Consider the following 18,218-nt stretch of genomic DNA (forward strand, 5'->3'; position numbering starts at 1 on the left):
TCAGCGCGAGAGCTCCCAGTGGGCCACCGTCTCGTAGCGGGGGCGTTCACCGGCGACACCCGAGGCGGGAAGCCGGCTGCGCACCAGGCTGAGGGCGCGCACCTCCCAGGCGCGCCCCTCGAAGCTGCCCAGCGCCTCCGCGTACGGGCGCAGATCGGTGGCCCGCCGACCGCTCCGCGCCAGCGTGAGATGCGGCCGGTAGCTCCGCGCCGCGTCCCCGGGGGCACCGGGCACCCCCGCCCTGCGGCCCGCCGCCTCCGCCCGCCCGGCCAGCAGCCGCAGCGCGGCCACGTCGCCGGAGGCGCCCGCCCACAGGGCCCGGTCGCCGAAGCGGCCGCCGCCGTGCAGGGCGAGCGGGAAGGGCGCGGCGCGGCCGGCCGCGCGGGCCAGCCGGGCCGAGAGGCCGGGCAGCGTCTCCTCCTCGACCTCCCCGTAGAACGCGAGCGTGAAGTGCCACCCGGACCGCTCGGTCCAGCGCAGTGCCTCCGCGCCCGGCAGGCTCCGCAGGTCCGTCGCCCGCGCCGCCAGTTCCTCGACCGCCTCCTGTGGCGGCAGCACCGCCGCGAACAGTCTCATGCCGACGCCGCCTCTCCTCGGGACCGCCTTCCGGGGCGGACCGCTCAGACCGCCGCGCCCCTCGGGCACAGCCGTACCCGGGGCCCGCCCTGCCAGGTCAGGCGTACCCGCTGGTTGCCGACCCGGAGCAGCAGCAGGGCGACCGTGGCCGCCGCGGCCAGCGAGACGGCCCCGCCGGCCGCGAAGCCGACGCGTGCGCCGTAGGCGTCGGTGACCCAGCCGACCAGGGGCGCGCCCACCGGCGTGCCGCCCATGAAGACCATCATGAACAGGGCCATGACCCGGCCGCGCATCTCGGGGTCGGTGGCCATCTGCACGGAGGTGTTGGCGGTGACGTTGACCGTCATGCCGAAGATGCCGATCGGCACCATGAACAGGGCGAAGAGCCACAGTTGCGGGGCGACGGAGGCGAGGACCTCCAGGACGCCGAAGCCGAGGGCGGCCGCGATCAGCACCCGCAGGCGGGCCGTGCCGCGCCGGGCCGCGAGCAGCGCGCCGACCAGCGAGCCGACCGCCATCAGCGTGTTGAAGAGGCTGTACTCGCCGGCGCCCGCGTGGAAGACGTCGTCGGCGTAGGCGGAGAGCCACACCGGGAAGTTGAAGCCGAAGGTGCCGATGAAGCCGACCAGCACGATGGGCCAGACCAGCTCGGGCCGTACGGCGACGTAGCGCAGCCCCTCGCGGAGCTGGCCCTTGCCGCGCGGCGCGCGCCGGATCTCGTGCAGCTCGCGGGAGCGCATGAGGAGCAGGCCGGCGATCGGCGCGAGGAAGGAGACGCCGTTGAGCAGGAACGCCCAGCCGGTGCCGACCCCGGTGATCAGCACGCCGGCGACGGCCGGGCCGACCAGCCGGGCGGACTGGAAGTTGGCGGAGTTGAGGCTGATGGCGTTCTGGAGCTGGTGCGGGCCGACCATCTCGGGCACGAAGGTCTGCCGGGCCGGGTTGTCCATCACCGTGGCGAGTCCGACGGCGAAGGCGGCCAGGTACACGTGCCACACCTGGACGTGCCCGGAGAGGGTGAGCACGGCGAGGGCCAGTCCGGCGAGGCCCATCGCGGACTGGGTGAGCAGCAGGGTGGGCCGCTTGGGCAGCCGGTCGACGAGGACGCCGCCGTACAGGCCGAAGAGCAGCATCGGCAGGAACTGCAGGGCGGAGGTCACGCCGACGGCGGTGGAGGAGCCGGTGAGGCTGAGCACCAGCCAGTCCTGGGCGATGCGCTGCATCCAGGTGCCGGTGTTGGAGACGACCTGGCCCAGGAAGAACAGGCGGTAGTTGCGGATGCGCAGCGAGCTGAACATGGACGCCTTGCGGGGCGCGGCGGCGTTGTGCGAGGGGGGCGGGGTGGTGTCGTGGGCGGCTGGTGCGGGGGCGGAGTCTGCTCCGGGTCCCGAACTCAAATGGGCTCGCCTCCTCGGGCGCGGCGACGGTTACTGGGGGCACGGGGGTGGGGCGCGGATCGGGGACGGTGCGGGGGGCGGGGGCCGGTCGCCGCTCGGGGAGGCTCACAGATGGGCGAGCTTCTCCAGGACGGGGGCGGCCGCGCGGAGTCTCGCCCATTCCTCCTCGTCGAGGCCCTCGATCAGGTGGGCGAGGAAGGCGTTCCGCTTGCGCCGGCTCTCCTCGAGCATGACGGTGGCCCGTTCGGTCTGCCTGACGACCTTCTGGCGGCGGTCCTCGGGGTGCGGCTCCAGGCTGACCAGCCCCTTCGTCTCCAGCAGGGCGACGATGCGGGTCATCGACGGCGGCTGCACGTGCTCCTTGCGGGCCAGTTCGCCGGGGGTGGCCGAACCGCACAGTGCGAGGGTGCCGAGCACCGACATCTCGGTGGGGCTCAGCGACTCGTCGACCCGCTGGTGCTTGAGTCGGCGCGAGAGGCGCATCACGGAAGAGCGCAGGGCGCTCACGGCGGCGGCGTCGTCGCCCTGGGTGAGGTCAGGCATGCTCGTTAGCGTAACTCATTACTTTCGCTAAAGACCACCCTCGCGCACCCCCGGCGGGGTGACTCCGGCCACTGTCGGCCCGAGGGCGCGCACGCACACCCTCCCCGCGCCAAAACAACAGAACGAGACGAATCACCCGTACGAGTGACATGGGAGCAAAAAACCTTCCACCACCCCCACGGATCCGGCCACCCTCGTGGCCATGGGGACCAGCGTGCTCAGCCTGCGCATCGACGGGGAACTGCTCGATCGGCTCCGGCGCCGGGCGGCCAAAAGAGGAATGAGCGTCCAGGACTACGTGGTCCGGACGCTCGTTCGCGACGACTTCGACGAGCGGTTCCAGGCCGCTGTCGAGAGGACGGAGGAGTTCTACGGGGAGGAGGGGGACCCCGGCGTGGCCGGGCCCCGCGAGACGGCGGGCGAGCCGCCGGGCGATCAGGTCAGACCCAGCGCCGGCATCAGGTAGTAGAAGCCGAAGACCGCCGCGACCACGTACAGCGCCACCGGCACCTCACGGCCCCGGCCCGCGGCCAGGCGCAGCACCACGAAGGTGAGGAAGCCCATGCCGATGCCGTTGGTGATGGAGTACGTGAACGGCATCATCAGCATCGTCACGAAGGCCGGAATGGCGATCGTGTAGTCCGCCCAGTCGATGTCCCGGATCGAGTGGGACAGGATCAGGAAGCCCACCGCGACCAGCGCGGGGGTGGCCGCCTGGGACGGCACCATCGTGGCGACCGGGGTGAGGAAGAGCGCGGCCGCGAAGAGCAGGCCGGTGACGACGTTGGCGAAGCCGGTGCGCGCGCCCTCGCCGACGCCCGCCGTGGACTCCACGAAGCAGGTGGTGGCCGAGGAGGAGCTGGCGCCGCCCGCGGCGACCGCGATGCCGTCCACGAAGAGGACCTTGTTGATGCCGGGCATCTGGCCCTCGGCGTCGGTCAGTTTGGCCTCGTCGCCGATGCCCATGATCGTGCCCATCGCGTCGAAGAAGCACGACAGCAGCACGGTGAAGACGAACAGGACGCCGGTCAGCACGCCGACCTTGTCGAAGCCGCCGAACAGGCTGACCTTGCCGAGCAGCCCGAAGTCGGGGGTGGCCACCGGGTTGCCGGGCCACTTCGGGGTGGTCAGGCCCCAGGAGGGGATCGTGGCGGTGGCGTTGACGATCAGCGCGAGCACGGTCATCGCGACGATCGAGATCAGGATCGCGCCGGGCACCTTGCGCACGATCAGCGCGAGGGTGAGCAGCGCCCCGAGGACGAAGATCAGCACCGGCCAGCCGTTGAGGTGACCGTCCGCCCCGAGCTGGAGCGGCACGGTGGTGTGGGCCGCGTCCGGGATGCGGCTGACGAAGCCGGAGTCGACCAGGCCGATGATCATGATGAACAGGCCGATGCCGATCGAGATGCCCTTGCGCAGCCCGAGCGGCACGGCGTTCATCACGCGTTCCCGCAGCCCCGTGGCGACCAGCAGCATCACCACGAAACCGGCCAGCACCACCATGCCCATCGCGTCCGGCCAGGACATGCGGGGGGCGAGCTGGAGGGCGACGACGGTGTTGACGCCGAGGCCGGCCGCCAGCGCGATCGGGACGTTGCCGATGACGCCCATGAGCAGCGTGGTGAACGCGGCGGTGACGGCGGTGGCGGTGACGAGCTGCCCGTAGTCGAGCTGGTGCCCGTACATGTCCTTCGCGCCGCTCAGGATGATCGGGTTCAGCACGATGATGTAGGCCATCGCGAAGAAGGTGGCGACGCCGCCGCGGATCTCGCGGGGCAGCGTGCTGCCGCGCTCGGAGATCCGGAAGTAGCGGTCGAGGGCGCCGCCGGCGGGGGGCTGCCCGGGGGCGGGGACCTTGGCGGGAGCCGAGGTGGACATGCGGACCTCAGGGGATGCGGGTTCGGGGAGGGGGAGCGTGCGGTTCGCGCCGGACTGCGCCGCCCCGGGTTCCCCGGGAACGGTGTACGTCACCCCGGGCGGAGCCGCCCCGGGGGAAGCCCCGGGAGTCTCTTTGGAGGTTCGTACGAGCAGATACAGCCAAGCGTCAACAGTTTCAGTATGAACATATGAAGGGTAAAAGGCTATCTCCGCGCGTAGACCGTGCCCCGGCTCCCGCCTCCGCTCCGGGCCGATCCCCGCCCTCCCGGCCTCGTAAGCTGTGCGCATGGCGAAGTGGACTCCCCAGCACGAGGCGCCCGAGCCCCTGGAGGGGCCCGTGGTCGCCACCATCACCGGCGGCACGATCCTCTGGTTCGTCCTCTTCCTGGTGCAGCTCCCGTTCTACGGCTGGTTCGACGACCACGGGCACACCTGGTGGGTGTGGACGTGCCTGGCCGGGGGCGGTCTCGGGCTGATCGGCGTCTGGTACGTGCGCCGGCGGGACGCAGCGATCAAGCGCGACGCGGCCCGCAGGGCGGAAGCCGCCCCCACGGAGGCCGGCGCCGACACGGACTGAGCCCGCGGTACCGGGCGGGGCGGCCCCGTCTGCAACCACCGCACGAGAGCGCCCGCCCCCGCACTCCTTCCCAGGTCGGATTTGTCACCCGGTGCGGAGGTGAACACACCGGCCCGCACGTACCGTCGAAGACATGACCGACATCGAGGCGGGCGCCGAACTCGACCCCGGGCACCCCGTACCGCCGCCCGGAGACGCCCGGGGGCTGACGGCCGCCGAGGTCGCGGAACGCCTCGCGCGCGGTGCGGTCAACGACGTCCCGGTGCGCAGCAGCCGGACCCTCGGCGAGATCGTCCGCGCCAACGTCCTCACCCGGTTCAACGCGATCATCGGTCTGCTCTGGCTGATCATGCTGTTCGTCGCGCCCGTGCAGGACAGCCTGTTCGGCTATGTGATCCTCGCCAACACCGGCATCGGGATCGTCCAGGAGTGGCGGGCCAAGAAGACCCTGGACTCGCTCGCGGTGATCGGCGAGGCCCGCCCGGTGGTGCGCCGCGAGGGACGGACCACCGAGGTCGCCACCTCGGAGATCGTGCTGGACGACGTGCTGGAGATCGGCCCCGGCGACAAGGTCGTGGTCGACGGCGTCTGCGTGGAGACCGACGGTCTGGAGATCGACGAGTCGCTGCTGACCGGCGAGGCCGACCCCGTCGTCAAAAGGCCCGGCGACCCGGTGATGTCGGGCAGCTTCGTCGTCGCGGGCGGCGGCGCGTTCCGCGCCACCCGGGTCGGCCGGGAGGCGTACGCCGCCCAGCTCGCCGAGGAGGCCTCCCGGTTCACGCTGGTCCACTCCGAGCTGCGCAGCGGCATCTCGACGATCCTCAAGTACGTGACCTGGATGATGGTGCCGACCGCGCTCGGCCTGGTCGTCAGCCAGCTCGTGGTCAAGGAGCACGGCTTCAAGGACTCCGTCGCCCGCACGGTCGGCGGGATCGTGCCGATGGTCCCCGAGGGCCTGGTGCTGCTCACCTCCGTCGCCTTCGCGATCGGCGTGATCCGGCTCGGCCGCAAGCAGGTCCTCGTGCAGGAGCTGCCCGCGATCGAGGGGCTGGCCCGCGTGGACACCGTCTGCCTGGACAAGACCGGCACCCTCACCGAGGGCGGCATGGACGTCACCGAGCTGCGGCCGCTGCAGGGCGCCGACGAGACGTACCTGCGCACGGTGCTGGGCGCGCTCGGCGCCTCCGACCCGCGCCCCAACGCCTCGCTCCAGGCGATCATCGACGCCTACCCGGACAGCGCCGGATGGCGCGGCACCGCCGCCCTGCCCTTCTCCTCCGCCCGCAAGTACAGCGGCGCCGGCTTCGAGGAGCCGGACGGTGCCACCGGCACCTGGCTCCTCGGCGCCCCCGACGTGCTGCTCGGTCCCGACGACCCGGCCCTCGCCGAGACCGTCCGGCTCAACGAGCAGGGGCTGCGGGTACTGCTGCTGGCCCGCACCGACCGCGCGCTCGACGACCCGGAGGTGGCGGCGGGCGTGCGGCCGGCCGCGCTGGTCGTACTGGAGCAGCGGCTGCGCCCGGACGCCGCCGACACCCTGCGCTACTTCGCCCGGCAGGACGTGCACGCCAAGGTGATCTCCGGCGACAACGCGGTCTCGGTGGGCGCGGTGGCCGGAAAGCTCGGCATCACCGGGGAGGCGCTGGACGCCCGCGAGCTGCCCGAGGACCGGGCGGAGATGGCGAAGGCGCTCGACGGCGCCACCGTCTTCGGGCGGGTCACCCCCCGGCAGAAGCGGGACATGGTCGGCGCCCTGCAGTCCGAGGGGCACACCGTCGCCATGACGGGCGACGGCGTCAACGACGTGCTGGCGCTCAAGGACGCCGACATCGGCGTCTCGATGGGCTCGGGCTCGGAGGCCACCCGGGCGGTCGCGCAGATCGTGCTGCTCGACAACAGCTTCGCGACCCTGCCCTCGGTGGTCGCCGAGGGCCGCCGGGTCATCGGCAACATCACCCGCGTCGCCACGCTGTTCCTGGTCAAGACCGTCTACTCGGTGCTGCTCGCGGTGCTCGTGGTGTGCGCGCGGGTGGAGTACCCCTTCCTGCCCCGGCACCTGACGCTGCTGTCCACCCTCACGATCGGCGTGCCGGCGTTCTTCCTGGCGCTGGCCCCCAACACGGAACGGGCCCGGCCGCACTTCGTGCGGCGCGTGATGCGGTACGCGGTCCCGGGCGGGGTGGTGGCAGCGCTCGCCACCTTCGCCACGTATCTGCTCGCCCGGGAGCACTACAGCGGGGCCGGCGCCCTGGAGGCGGAGACCAGCGCGGCCACGCTCACGCTGTTCCTGGTCTCGCTCTGGGTGCTCGCGATCATCGCCCGCCCCTACACCTGGTGGCGCGTGCTGCTGGTGGCCACGATGGGGGCGGCGTTCCTGGTGGTGCTGGCGGTGCCGTGGCTGCAGGACTTCTTCGCGCTGCGACTGGTCGGCCTGGAGATGCCGTGGACGGCGGTCGGCATCGCGGTCCTCGCCTCGGCCGTGCTGGAGCTGGGCTGGCGGCGGGTGGACCGCGCGGGGCCCCCGCGCGGTCCCGGGGAGGGAACGCACGGGGGCCCCGTGTCACGGCTGCCCGCCGGCGTGCGTCAGTCGCTCATGGCACGTGCGGCTGCCGCACGCGCCGTCACTTCACGTCGACGAAGTCGCCCGAGGAGCTGACCGCGGGGGTCGTCGAGGTGCCGGCGAAGCTGTAGCGGAAGGTGCCGTCGGCGGAGGCCTTGACGGTGGTCTTCAGGGCGCCCTTGCTGCCGGACTTGATGGTCTTCAGGGTGCTGTAGGAGCTGCTGCCCTTCTTCTTGAACTGGAGCTTCACGGACTGGACCGTGTAGCCCGCGTACGTCCCGGTGTCCCAGTTGGCACGGCTCAGGGTGCCGGTGACCGTGATGGTCTTGCCCTTCTTCACCGGCTCCGGCGAGGCGTTGACGGTGAGCTTGGAGTAGCGCTGGAGGTTCGGGGCGGCGAAGCCGTCCTTCACCGCGACGCCGATCTTGCTCTCGTCCAGGTTCTCGTCGAAGGGGTCCTGGCCGTTGTACGCGACGGCGAAGGCGGCCGCCTTCCACTTGCCGGCGTCCTCGTTGAGCAGGTCCTCGGCCGGGGCGATGACGATCGTCTGGCTGCACTTGGCGACCGTGGCCGAGGAGACCTTGCAGACCGCCGGCTCGTCGCCGGAGAGGTCGTAGTCGGAGTCGGCGTAGCTGGTGCCGCGGTACAGGTCGACACCGGCGAAGAAGTCCTCGGCGGTGACGTCGACGTTCGTGCCGTGGGTGAGGGTGAACGTGACCGGCACGCTGACCTTCTTGGAGGTGCCGGCGACGATCGCCTTGCCCTTGTTGACGACCACGCTGGAGAAGGTGGCGTTCAGGGCGTACGGGTTGCCGGAGGTACCCGTACGCACGGAGACCTTGCCCTGCCCGGCCTTGAGGACCTTCGCGGCGGCCGCGTGGTCGGGCGTGGCCGGGTGGCCGTCGGCGTGCGCGGCCGGAACGGCGAAGGCGGAGAGAGCCAGGGCGCCGGAGACGGCGGCCACGGTGGCACGTATGCGCATGCTGTTTCCCCAAGTGGAGAAAGGGGGCCCCACGGTGGCGTCACATGGGGGCCCGGAGTTGACGTGAGCCTGTTGACTCGCTGATCAGATTCACCAGCGGGTCGAACGGTTGCACGCCGGGTGAAGATTTTGCGCACGCATTGCAAAGATCGCCGTGAGACGCCCACTCCCAGGGGCGTTCCCGCCCGGCCCGCTCAGTCGAACCAGCGGTCGCGGGCCAGCTCTTCCGTACGGGAGGGGTCCTCGAGGAGCGCGGCCACCTCGAAGCGCCGGGGCCACTGCCCCGCCGCCCAGGCCAGCCCCGCCGCGACGCCCTCCAGCGTCGCCGCGTGCACCACCCCGTCCCGCGTCCGGCGCCAGTCGAGGGCGAGGCCGTCCACGACGAGTTCCTCGTGCTCGACGTACGTCCCGGGCGTCCCCACGCCCAGCAGCACCCGCACGGAGGCGGGCACCTCGTGCTCCGTGCCCTCGGACCCGACCTCGCCCGTCACGGACTCGCTCAGGCGCCGCACCTGGAACAGCTCCGCCAGCTCGGCGGCCAGGGCCGGCCGCACCGGCAGCAGCGGCACCCCGGCGGTGAAGGGCAGCAGGTCGGGCGAGTCGACGACCACGGCCTCGGCCGCGTCGACCACGACCACCTCGCCGTCCACCACCGCCCGCAGCTCGTCCGGCAGCGTCACCCGCTCGGGGTCCAGCTCGGCCAGCGCCCCGTACAGCCCGTGGAGCTGCCCGGCGGTGACCGGGCGGTCCGGGTCGGCGAGGCGGTCCAGCAGCTCGGCGGCGCCGCCCGGCTCGTCCAGCAGCGCGGCCACGGAGGTGCGCACGCCCAGTGCCCGCAGCACCTGCTCGTCCTCGAAGCCGCTCGCGTCGGCCTCGTCGTACAGGCCGTGCAGCAGCGGGTCGCCGCCGGCCGCGCGCAGCCCGGCGGGGCGGCGGCCGGCGAGCACCGGGTGCCCGCGCAGCCACCACGCGGTGTACGGCCGGACGAGTTCGTGGGTGCCGTCGGGGAGCAGGACCCGCACGGGCTGGGTGAGCGCGTCCCGCAGCGGCGGCCGGGCGAGCAGGGCGAGCGCCTCGGGCCAGTGGTCGTCCTCGACGAGGTCGAGGTCGCGCACGGCGACGATCTCGGTGGCGACCGGCGGCACGGGTCCCTCGGGCAGCCGGTCGAGGACGTCCTCGCACCACACGTCGACGGCGTCGAGCAGCCCCGCGTCGTCGGGTTCGGCGAAGTCGCCCTCGCGCGGTTCGAGTTCGTCGGGGTCGAGGACGACGTCGGTGGCGCGCACGAGCTGGAAGCCGGCCAGCACCCCGCAGGCGGCGAGCGGGCGTTCGCCCCAGCGCTCCGCCAGCTCGGCGTCCACCAGGGCGAGTTCGTCCTCGCGCATGACGGCGGCGAAGTCGCTGCCGGGCAGCACGAGTTCACCGGCGGGCGCGAGTTCGCCCTCCTCGTCGGGCAGGGCGAGCGCGCCGAGCCAGGGCTCCTCGCCCGGCTCCAGACCCGCGTCGCGGACGAGGGCGAGGACGGTGTCGGCGAGTTCCTCGGCGTCGAGCGCGTCCTCGTCCCAGCCGGGGGCCTCCTCGTCCAGGGAGGCGGCGACGGCGGCCCGCACCTGGGGGGTGGTGAGCACGGCGCGCGGGGTGGCGGGGAGCGCCCCGAGCTTCTCCAGGAGCGGGTGGGCGGCCTCGGGGTGCGCGACCTTGAGGCCGAGCCGGGCCAGGGACTCCGGGTCGACCGCCGGGCCGTCCGCGGTGGGCAGCAGCACCTGGCGGGGGCCGATCACCGTGCGGCCGTCGGCGAGCGGGACGGGCAGCCCGGTCAGCCGGTCGGGATCGACGCCGGCCAGGCTGTCGTAGAGCCGCCGCCACCAGCCGGGGTCCTTCTCCAGACCGGCGAGCCGGTCCACGGCCTCGGTCAACGGCACCCGCGCCACGCCGAGCGTGCGCAGTTCCACCCGTCGCTCCAGACCGGCGGGCAGCAGCCCGGTCAGCACCTCGGCGAGCACGCGCACGGTGTCCGCGCCGGCGCCCTCGACGACCTCGGCCTCGCGCGGCCGCAGCGCCTCGGGCAGCGTGTCGCTCTCCTCCTCGGACGCGCCGGACGCGTCGGTCCGGGGCGGATGGGCGGGCGGCAGGAAGGCGGTGCGGGGCAGCCGGTCGAGGATCGCCCGGCGCAGCGCTCCGTCCAGTTCGCCCTTGCCGAGTGGGCCGGGGACCAGGCCGAGGACGCCCTCGCCCACCGGCCGCCAGCCGGCGAGGAGTTCGGTGTAGGCCTCGGCGGCGCGCTCCACGAGGAAGTCGGTGAGCGGTCCCGGCGCGGCGTGCCGGCGGGTGCTGTCCAGCGGGAGGGAGGCGATGAGCAGCGCGGGCACGCCGAGCGGCTCCTCGCTGGGGGTGGGGGCGTGCACGACGGGGCTGGTGCGGGGCCGGGCGGGGCCGCCCCCGGCGTCGACGGGCACGGCCCAGGTGACCGACCAGTGCGGCCGCAGCCGTTCCTCGACGGGCCGGTCGGCGAGCAGGGCGGGGTCCAGGGGGCCGTGGGCGGTGGCGGTGCGCCACCGGGTGACGCCGGGCCCGCTGCCCTCCGCGCCGGGCCGGGAGTCCTCGATGAGGGTGTGGGCGCCCTCGCCCCCTTCGGTGGTCCGCCGCAGGGTCCGGGGCGCGGTTTCGCCGACCTCGACCACGACCTCCTCCAGGCCGGGCAGGGCGAGCAGCAGCGCGTCGTCCACGGCGTCGAGCAGCCGCTCGGCGAGGCCCTCGGCGGCGGGGTCGCGCAGCGGGAGGACGACGACGGTGTCGTACGGCTCGGGGGCGCGGCCCTCCGCGGCGAACGGCAGCCGCAGCAGCGGGACGTGGCCGTCCCGGCGGCGGATCTCGTCGCCGAGCCCCGGGCTGTGCCGGGCGGTGTCGCCGGCGAGGTCACGGGCCTCGGCGAGGGACCAGCGCACCCCGCCGTGCCGCCCGAGGACGGCCGGCTCGTCGCTGACGGCGAGCACGGCGGCGAAGCCGACACCGAAGCGGCCGACGGCGCCGGGGGCCCCGTCCCGCTTGGCGGAGGCGCGCAGGGTGGCGAGGGACTCGACGCCGGCGGCGTCCAGGGGGGCACCGGTGTTGGCGGCGGCGAGGACGCCGTCGCGCAGGGTGAGGCGGAGCCGGCCGGGGACGCCGGCGCGGGCGGCGGCGTCGGCGGCGTTCTGCGCGAGTTCGACGACGAGGCGGTCGCGGTAGCCGCCGAGGACGAGGTCCTCCTCGGCGTTGGCGTCCTCGCGGAACCGGGCGGGGCTGGTGGCCCACGCGTCCAGCACGCCGCGCCGCAGGCGGGCGGTGCCGAACGGGTCCGCGCCCTCCGGCGCCGGCCGCACGAAGTTGCTCACGCTTCATCTCCCTCTCGAGCGGTGCGGCCCGACGCTACCGGACCGGGGGCCGGGGTGCCCGGCCCCCCGGGGGGGGCCTCGCGGCCCGGGGAGGGGCGAACCCGGGCGAGGCCCGCTGGGGCCCGTGTTCGGATCGTTCCGGCGCCGCGGGGCGGCCGAGGACGCACCCGCCTCCCGGTCGGCCCGGTCCGAGCGACAGGCCGTAGTCCTTCTAGGAGTGGCCGAGTTCCGCGTCCGGGGGGGCCGTGTCCGGCACCGAGCCCGCGTGGGCGCCCGCGCGCAGCGGGAACGGGTCGAGCAGCGTCTCGTCGACGACGGGGGCGGCCGGCACCGGGGCCTTCGGCATGACCGCCGCCTCGGAGTGCCCGCCGCAGCCGTAGGCGAGGGAGACGACCCGCCCGTCCGCCGGGGAGAACTCGTTGGCGCACACGCCGAACGCCTGCCCGAGGGAGCCGCCGATCGGGGCGAGGAAGCCGCAGCTCGCGCACGAGGCCGGCGCGGCCTGTGCCATCGGGGTCTTGGCCCCGTAGGCCTCCTCCCAGCGGTCGGCCGCGATGTGCAGCCCGTACCGGGAGAGCACCCGGGCCCGCCGCAGCCCGAGTTCCTCGGCGATCGCGGCGACGGAGCCCCGCAGCGGCGCGGAGGGCAGGTGCGCCGGGGTGCCCGCGGTGACCTCGGCGTCCTCCGCCTCGACGAGTTCGGCCATGCCCGCGGAGACGGCGGAGTTCGGGGCCGGCTCGTCCTCGCCGGTGTACCCGGGCTCGAGGCGGAGGTCGTCGGCGTCGGTGGGGAGCAGGTCGCCGGGGCCCATGTCGCCGGGACGCAGCCGTTCGCTCCACGGCACCCACTCGGGGGCGAGCACCGCGTCGGGGCCGGGCAGCAGGACCGCCTCGTCGACGGTGACGACCTTGGCGCGGGAGGCGCGGGCGACGGTCACCGCCCAGCGCCAGCCCCGGTAGCCGAGCTCCTGGCACTCGAAGTGGTGGGTGACCACGCGGTCGCCCTCGGAGACGGTTCCGGTGTGCGCGCCGACGATGCCGGGGGCGGCGACCTCCTCGGCTGCGGCGCGGGCGAGGTCGACGGCCTCGGCGCACAGACGGTCGGGGGTGCGGCTTCGCGTGCTCGCTGCGCTCACAGGTATCGCTTCTCTCCTACGCCGTCTCACGGGTGCGCCGGCCATGGCGGGGGTGCGGACGGAGCGGACCGAAGGGCCGCGTCGACGTCCGCGCCCGATCGCGCTCGGGCGCACCTTCAGTCATCCATTCTGCGGGATGGCGAGGAGGCGCGCGGCCGAGAACAACCGCCGGGGCGCGCAAGGCACGCTACCTGTTCTCGGCCGCTGGGCCCACACCGGCGCCTCCGGCGAGGGCCGAAGGCCCCTTGCGTTCCGGGCCGGGGCGGTGACCGGACGCCGCGCCGCGGCGGGTGCGTCGCGCGTGCCCGCGCCCCCTCACGGGCACGGGGAACCGTACGAAAGCGGGGCGAAGCGCCGCGCCGGGGCCTCGCGCGTGAGAGGGAGGGACCGGGGCGGCCGGGGCCGGGAAGGGCGACGGCGGACCCGCCGCACGCCACTCTCACCGATACGGCCGGTAACCGCACTACCTCCGCCCATCCCGGGGCACTATGACGGGGTGGCAGCCGCGAGGCCGTCCCGGGGCACTCCCGCACAGGGCCCGTCCCCGGCCGGCGAGGACCGATGCGGCGGGCCGGGTCGCGTGCGCGGCTCCGCCCGCAGGATCGGCCGCGCCCTCCACTTCCCCGTGACCGGCACCTACCGCGGCATCCGCCGCGTCACCCACGCCCAGGGCGCCGGCGAGTCCGGTCTCGCCAAGCTGATCGAACTGCACGCGGTGAACGGCGCCGGCGACGTCATGGTCACCGTCGCCCTCGCCTCCACCGTGTTCTTCTCCGTCCCCACCGACGAGGCCCGCGGCCGCGTCGCCCTCTACCTCGCGATCACGATGGCCCCCTTCACGGTCCTCGCCCCCGTGATCGGCCCCCTCCTGGACCGCCTTCCGCACGGCCGCCGGGCCGCGATGGCGGCGGCCATGCTCGCCCGGGCGCTGCTCGCCCTGCTGCTGTCCGGCGCGGTCGCCACCGGCAGCCTGGAGCTGTACCCGGCGGCCCTCGGCGTGCTCGTCGCCTCCAAGGCCTACGGCGTGGTCCGCAGCGCGGTCGTGCCCCGGCTGCTGCCGCCCGCGTTCTCGCTGGTCAAGGCCAATTCGCGGGTGACCCTCGGCGGGCTCCTGGCCACCGGTGCGGCCGCGCCCCTCGGCGCCGGGCTGCAGGCGCTGGGGCCCCGCTATCCCCTCTACGGGGCCTTCCTGATCTTCGTCGGCGGCACGTTCCTGTCCTTCTCGCTGCCCCGCAAGGTCGACTCGGCGAAGGGGGAGCGCCCCGCCCTGCTCGCCTCGGGCAACCACCGGCACCACGGACACCACGGACCCCACGGACACCAGGAGGCGCTCGGGACGGAGCCGACGCTCGCCGACGCGCCCGGCAGTTGCGCCGGCCCGTGCCCCGGGGCGGACACCGGGTCCACGGCCGCCCCGGCCGGGAAGGCCGCCCGGCGGCGTCCCGGGCTGCGCTCGGTCGGCAGCACCGTGATCCACGCGCTCACCGCCAACGCGTCCCTGCGCTGCCTGTCCGGCTTCCTGATCTTCTTCCTGGCGTTCCTGCTCCGCGAGCACCCGCTGGCCGGATCGAGCGCGGCCGTCTCCCTCGGCATCGTCGGTGTCGCGGCCGGCACCGGGAACGCGCTGGGCACCATGGTCGGGGCCTGGCTCAAGTCACGGGCGCCCGAGGTCATCATCGTCACCGTGGTGGCCGCCGTGCTCGCCGTCGCCATCACGGCCGCCGTCTTCTTCGGCGCGGTCCTCGTCGCCTGCCTGGCCGCGTCCGCCGGCTGCGCGCAGGCGCTGGGCAAGCTGTCGCTGGACGCGCTGATCCAGCGGGACGTGCCGGAGGAGGTGCGGACCTCCGCGTTCGCGCGCTCCGAGACCTCCCTGCAGATGGGGTGGGTGCTGGGCGGCGCCATCGGCATCGTGCTGCCGCTCAGCGGCGTGCTCGGCATGTCGGTGGGCGCGGCGATCGTCGCGACCGGCCTGCTGGCGACCATCCACCCGCTGTGGACGGCGGCACGCCGTGGACCCCACGTGGGACCCGCTTCGCGCGTGCCAGATAGCCTTCGGCCATGACCTCGATGCAATCCGCTGTGCGACGCCGCCGCGCCGTCGCCGCCGCCGGCGCCGTTTCCGCCGGACTGCTCCTGCTGTCCGCCTGCGACAAGCCCACGCCGAGGGCGACCATCACCGTCGGCGACGACTCGGTCAGCTCGGAGGCCTCCTGCTTCAACGAGGACGACAAGACCCTGTCGACGTCCGAGCGCGAGTCCTGCATCAAGGACACGGACATCGAGTCGATCAAGGTGGACCCGGACGAGACGGTCCGCTTCGGTGTCGACCCGGAGATCGCCGACAGGGGCTGGACCATCCTGATGAACGGCCGGCCCCTGACCGAGTCCAGCACCAAGACCTACCGGACGATCCCCGGCAGCGTGTTCTTCAACGCCCAGTACGGCGCCAGCGGCAACTCGACGAAGGTGTCGGTCCAGGAGGGCGAGGACGCCAAGGTCACCGGCCTGTGGAACTTCACGCTCAAGAAGGACTCCTGACCACGTCCCCCTCCGGCACCGCGCCGCCGCGCGTCCTGGTCGCCACCGCCGTCCCCGTCGAGCGGGACGCGGTGGCGCGGGCCTTCGACGGCACCCCGAGCCGGGTGCCGCTCCCCGCGGCGACCCTTGCCCGGCTTCTGCCCCACCCGGGCGGAGCGGAGTACGACCTGCTCGCCGCCGGCGTGGGCCCCGGCCTCGCCGCCGCCTCCACCGCCGGCGCGCTGACCGCCGCCGCCCTGCGCGGCACCCCGTACGACCTGGTCGTCTCGGCCGGCATCGGCGGCGGCTTCCTGCCCGACGCGCCCCCGGCCTCCCTCGTCCTCGCCGAGGAGATCACCGCCGCCGACCTCGGCGCCGAGACCGACGGGGCGGGCGGTCCCGGGGCGGACGGCACGCCCGGCTTCCTGCCCGTCACCGACCTCGGCTTCGGCACCGTCACCCATCTGCCGCCCGCCGCCCTGGTACGCCGGGCCGCCGAGGCGACCGGCGCCCGCACCGGCACCGTCCTGACCGTCTCCACCGTCACCGGCACCGCCCGCCGGGCCGCCGAGCTGCGCGCCCGGCACCCGAGGGCGCTCGCCGAGGCGATGGAGGGGTTCGGGGTCGCCGAGGCGGCCGCCGCGCACCGTACGCCCGTCCTGGAGATCCGCGCCGTCTCCAACCCGGTGGGCCCCCGCGACCGCGCCGCCTGGCGGATCGGCGACGCCCTCGCCGCGCTCACCGTGGCCTTCGGGAAGCTGGCGCCCGTCCTGGAGAGTTGGAACCCGCATGACGACCGCACCGACCGCGACTGAGCCCCTGTCCACCCCGGGCACCCTGCAGATCGCGTACTCCCCCTGCCCGAACGACACCTTCGTCTTCGACGCCCTCGCCCACGGCCGCGTCCCCGGCGCCCCCGCGCTCGACGTCACCTTCGCCGACATCGACCTCACCAACGGCATGGCCGAGCGCGGCGAGTTCGACGTGCTGAAGGTGTCCTACGCCGTGCTGCCCTACGTCCTCGACGAGTACGCCCTGCTGCCCTGCGGCGGCGCGCTCGGCCGGGGCTGCGGCCCGCTGGTCCTCACCCGGGAGCCGGAGGCGGACCTCGCCGGGCGCACGGTCGCCGTGCCGAGCGAGCGGTCCACCGCCTACCTGCTGTTCCGGCTGTGGGCGGCGGACACCGTGCCCGGGGGCGTCGGCGAGATCGTCGTGATGCCCTTCCACGAGATCATGCCCGCCGTGCGCGACGGGCGGGTCGACGCGGGGCTCGTCATCCACGAGGCCCGGTTCACCTACCAGAACTACGGGCTGCACAAGCTCGCCGACATGGGCGAGCACTGGGAGCGCACCACCGGGCTGCCGATCCCGCTCGGCGCGATCATCGCCAAGCGTTCGCTGGGCGCGGAGACCCTGCACCGGCTGGCCGATTCCGTGCGCACGTCCGTGCGGGCCGCGTGGGAGGACCCCGAGGTCTCCCGGCCCTACGTGCTGGAGCACGCCCAGGAGATGGACCCGGCCGTCGCCGACCAGCACATCGGGCTGTACGTGAACGAGTTCACCGCGGACCTCGGCGAGGACGGCTACGCGGCGATCCGTGGCCTGCTGGACCGCGCGGCGGCCGAGGGACTGCTCCCGCCCCTCGGCCCGGACGCGCTCGCCTTCCCCTGAGCCGTCCTCTCCGTCTCCCCCGTCTCCCCCGTCTCCCGGACGCCCTAGACGTCCAACTGGTCGGCGACGGCGCGCAGCAGGCCGGCGATCTTCTTGCCGGAGACCTTGTCGGGGTAGCGGCCCTTCTCGAGCATCGGGGTGAGGTTCTCGAGGAGGGTCGTCAGGTCCTGCACGATGGAGGCCAGTTCGTCCGGCTTCTTGCGCTGGGCCGCCGCGACGGACGGTGCGGGCTCCAGCAGGACGACGGAGAGTGCCTGGTCGCCGCGCTGTCCGGCGACCACGCCGAACTCCACCCGCTGGCCGGGCTTGAGGGCGTCGACTCCGGCGGGGAGGACCGAGGAGTGCACGAAGACGTCACCGCCGTCGTCGCGGGAGAGAAAACCGAAGCCCTTCTCCCCGTTGAACCACTTGACCTTGCCGGTAGGCATGCCTGTCCTCGTCCTCGTACTCGTCGGAAACCGCTTCGAAAGTGCCCGCGATAGCACTGGGGCGGGTCCTGTGACCCGCCGGTACCCAGGCTAGTGGTCCGTGAGCCGGAGACAAGACGTCACCGGACGTGTTCCCCTCGCGCTGGAACTACCCTGGTCGGGTGCGTGACAAAACCCAAACGAATTCCGACGGAGCCGGTGAGCGGCTGATCCGGGCCGGGGCGATCGTGTTCTTCCTCGGGGCGGTGGCCACGATGGTCACGGTGGCTCCGCTGCTGCTCGGCACGGAGGTGCTGCCCTCGTACATGTACGGCCTGAGCATGCTGATGGGTGTCGGTTTCCTGCTGGCCGCGGCGGGGGTGCTGCGGTCGGTGACGGAGGGGCGGCGTCGGGCGCGGGCGGCGGTCGAGGCGCTGCAGGAGCGGTAGCCCTCCGGGCGGGGCGGGTTCTCCGGGTGCGGGGGCCCGTTCTCCGGGTGCGGGTACGTCGTGGCCGGTCGCGCAGTTCCCCGCGCCCCTGAACAGGCCGAGGCCGACCGGGAGCTACGGACGCGAGCCCGACGTTCAGCGCGCGTTCTCCAGGC

The 18,218-nt window shown here is 74.0% G+C and carries 16 protein-coding genes; 8 read left to right on the forward strand and 8 right to left on the reverse strand.

Features of this window, described 5'->3' with window-relative positions; genetic code table 11:
• From thpR to OHB09_RS14320, 3 genes are all read right to left on the reverse strand, one after another.
• On the reverse strand, window positions 1–576 hold the full coding sequence (gene thpR / locus OHB09_RS14310) for an RNA 2',3'-cyclic phosphodiesterase (RefSeq protein WP_328918806.1): 576 nt from the start codon (window positions 574–576) through the stop codon (window positions 1–3).
• 44 nt (window positions 577–620) lie between these two features.
• Entirely contained in the window at window positions 621–1,973 is a 1,353-nt protein-coding gene (locus OHB09_RS14315; protein ID WP_191889860.1) for an MFS transporter, read from the reverse strand.
• Between the two features lie 105 nt (window positions 1,974–2,078).
• On the reverse strand, window positions 2,079–2,516 hold the full coding sequence (locus OHB09_RS14320) for a MarR family winged helix-turn-helix transcriptional regulator (RefSeq protein ID WP_006144029.1): 438 nt from the start codon (window positions 2,514–2,516) through the stop codon (window positions 2,079–2,081).
• A gap of 202 nt (window positions 2,517–2,718) precedes the next feature.
• Here OHB09_RS14320 and OHB09_RS14325 point away from each other — a divergent pair, with 202 nt between their 5' ends.
• Window positions 2,719–2,982 (forward strand): hypothetical protein, encoded by a 264-nt coding sequence (locus tag OHB09_RS14325; RefSeq protein ID WP_078631310.1) that lies wholly within the window; start codon window positions 2,719–2,721, stop codon window positions 2,980–2,982.
• On the opposite strand, the gene OHB09_RS14330 is transcribed toward OHB09_RS14325, so the two are convergent.
• A complete protein-coding gene (locus tag OHB09_RS14330; RefSeq protein WP_093595671.1) occupies window positions 2,952–4,394 on the reverse strand; it encodes an NCS2 family permease in 1,443 nt (480 codons plus the stop codon). The two genes, OHB09_RS14325 and OHB09_RS14330, sit on opposite strands and share 31 nt — an antisense overlap.
• A 286-nt stretch (window positions 4,395–4,680) precedes the next feature.
• Between OHB09_RS14330 and OHB09_RS14335 the strand changes: the two genes are divergently transcribed.
• Together OHB09_RS14335 and OHB09_RS14340 are read left to right on the forward strand one after the other, a co-directional pair.
• A complete protein-coding gene (locus OHB09_RS14335) occupies window positions 4,681–4,971 on the forward strand; it encodes a DUF2530 domain-containing protein (protein WP_040897061.1) in 291 nt (96 codons plus the stop codon).
• Window positions 4,972–5,104: 133 nt separating this feature from the next.
• A complete protein-coding gene (locus OHB09_RS14340; RefSeq protein WP_328922072.1) occupies window positions 5,105–7,627 on the forward strand; it encodes a cation-translocating P-type ATPase in 2,523 nt (840 codons plus the stop codon).
• Here OHB09_RS14340 and OHB09_RS14345 read toward each other — a convergent pair.
• The 3 genes from OHB09_RS14345 to OHB09_RS14355 all read right to left on the reverse strand — a co-directional run bounded on the left by OHB09_RS14345 (window position 7,593) and on the right by OHB09_RS14355 (window position 13,019).
• Entirely contained in the window at window positions 7,593–8,513 is a 921-nt protein-coding gene (locus OHB09_RS14345; protein ID WP_093595482.1) for a hypothetical protein, read from the reverse strand. The genes OHB09_RS14340 and OHB09_RS14345 overlap by 35 nt on opposite strands.
• 194 nt (window positions 8,514–8,707) lie before the next feature.
• On the reverse strand, window positions 8,708–11,884 hold the full coding sequence (locus tag OHB09_RS14350) for a sacsin N-terminal ATP-binding-like domain-containing protein (protein ID WP_328918804.1): 3,177 nt from the start codon (window positions 11,882–11,884) through the stop codon (window positions 8,708–8,710).
• A gap of 211 nt (window positions 11,885–12,095) precedes the next feature.
• On the reverse strand, window positions 12,096–13,019 hold the full coding sequence (locus OHB09_RS14355) for a DUF3027 domain-containing protein (protein ID WP_006144037.1): 924 nt from the start codon (window positions 13,017–13,019) through the stop codon (window positions 12,096–12,098).
• 496 nt (window positions 13,020–13,515) lie between these two features.
• Here OHB09_RS14355 and OHB09_RS14360 point away from each other — a divergent pair, with 496 nt between their 5' ends.
• Genes OHB09_RS14360 through OHB09_RS14375 form a run of 4 tightly spaced genes read left to right on the forward strand, consistent with a single transcriptional unit; the run spans window position 13,516 to window position 17,207 of the window.
• Window positions 13,516–15,081 carry an MFS transporter gene (locus OHB09_RS14360; RefSeq protein ID WP_374192369.1) on the forward strand — a complete coding sequence of 522 codons (1,566 nt, stop codon included), beginning with the start codon at window positions 13,516–13,518 and terminating at the stop codon, window positions 15,079–15,081.
• A gap of 5 nt (window positions 15,082–15,086) precedes the next feature.
• A complete protein-coding gene (locus OHB09_RS14365) occupies window positions 15,087–15,557 on the forward strand; it encodes a DUF2771 domain-containing protein (RefSeq protein ID WP_328923019.1) in 471 nt (156 codons plus the stop codon).
• A complete protein-coding gene (locus tag OHB09_RS14370) occupies window positions 15,527–16,351 on the forward strand; it encodes a futalosine hydrolase (RefSeq protein ID WP_006144040.1) in 825 nt (274 codons plus the stop codon). The genes OHB09_RS14365 and OHB09_RS14370 overlap by 31 nt, the downstream gene beginning before the upstream one ends.
• Window positions 16,326–17,207 (forward strand): 1,4-dihydroxy-6-naphthoate synthase, encoded by an 882-nt coding sequence (locus OHB09_RS14375; protein ID WP_167793619.1) that lies wholly within the window; start codon window positions 16,326–16,328, stop codon window positions 17,205–17,207. Before OHB09_RS14370 ends, OHB09_RS14375 begins: the two co-directional genes overlap by 26 nt.
• 44 nt (window positions 17,208–17,251) lie before the next feature.
• Here OHB09_RS14375 and OHB09_RS14380 read toward each other — a convergent pair whose 3' ends face one another.
• A complete protein-coding gene (locus OHB09_RS14380) occupies window positions 17,252–17,635 on the reverse strand; it encodes a cold-shock protein (protein ID WP_006144042.1) in 384 nt (127 codons plus the stop codon).
• A 161-nt stretch (window positions 17,636–17,796) separates the two neighbouring features.
• Here OHB09_RS14380 and OHB09_RS14385 point away from each other — a divergent pair, with 161 nt between their 5' ends.
• The gene (locus OHB09_RS14385; protein ID WP_006144043.1) at window positions 17,797–18,063 is read left to right on the forward strand and encodes a hypothetical protein; all 267 of its coding nucleotides are present in this window, start codon (window positions 17,797–17,799) and stop codon (window positions 18,061–18,063) included.
• Window positions 18,064–18,218: the final 155 nt, after the last annotated feature.

The organism is Streptomyces griseoaurantiacus (assembly GCF_036189845.1).
In the GTDB taxonomy this organism is placed as follows: domain Bacteria; phylum Actinomycetota; class Actinomycetes; order Streptomycetales; family Streptomycetaceae; genus Streptomyces; species Streptomyces griseoaurantiacus.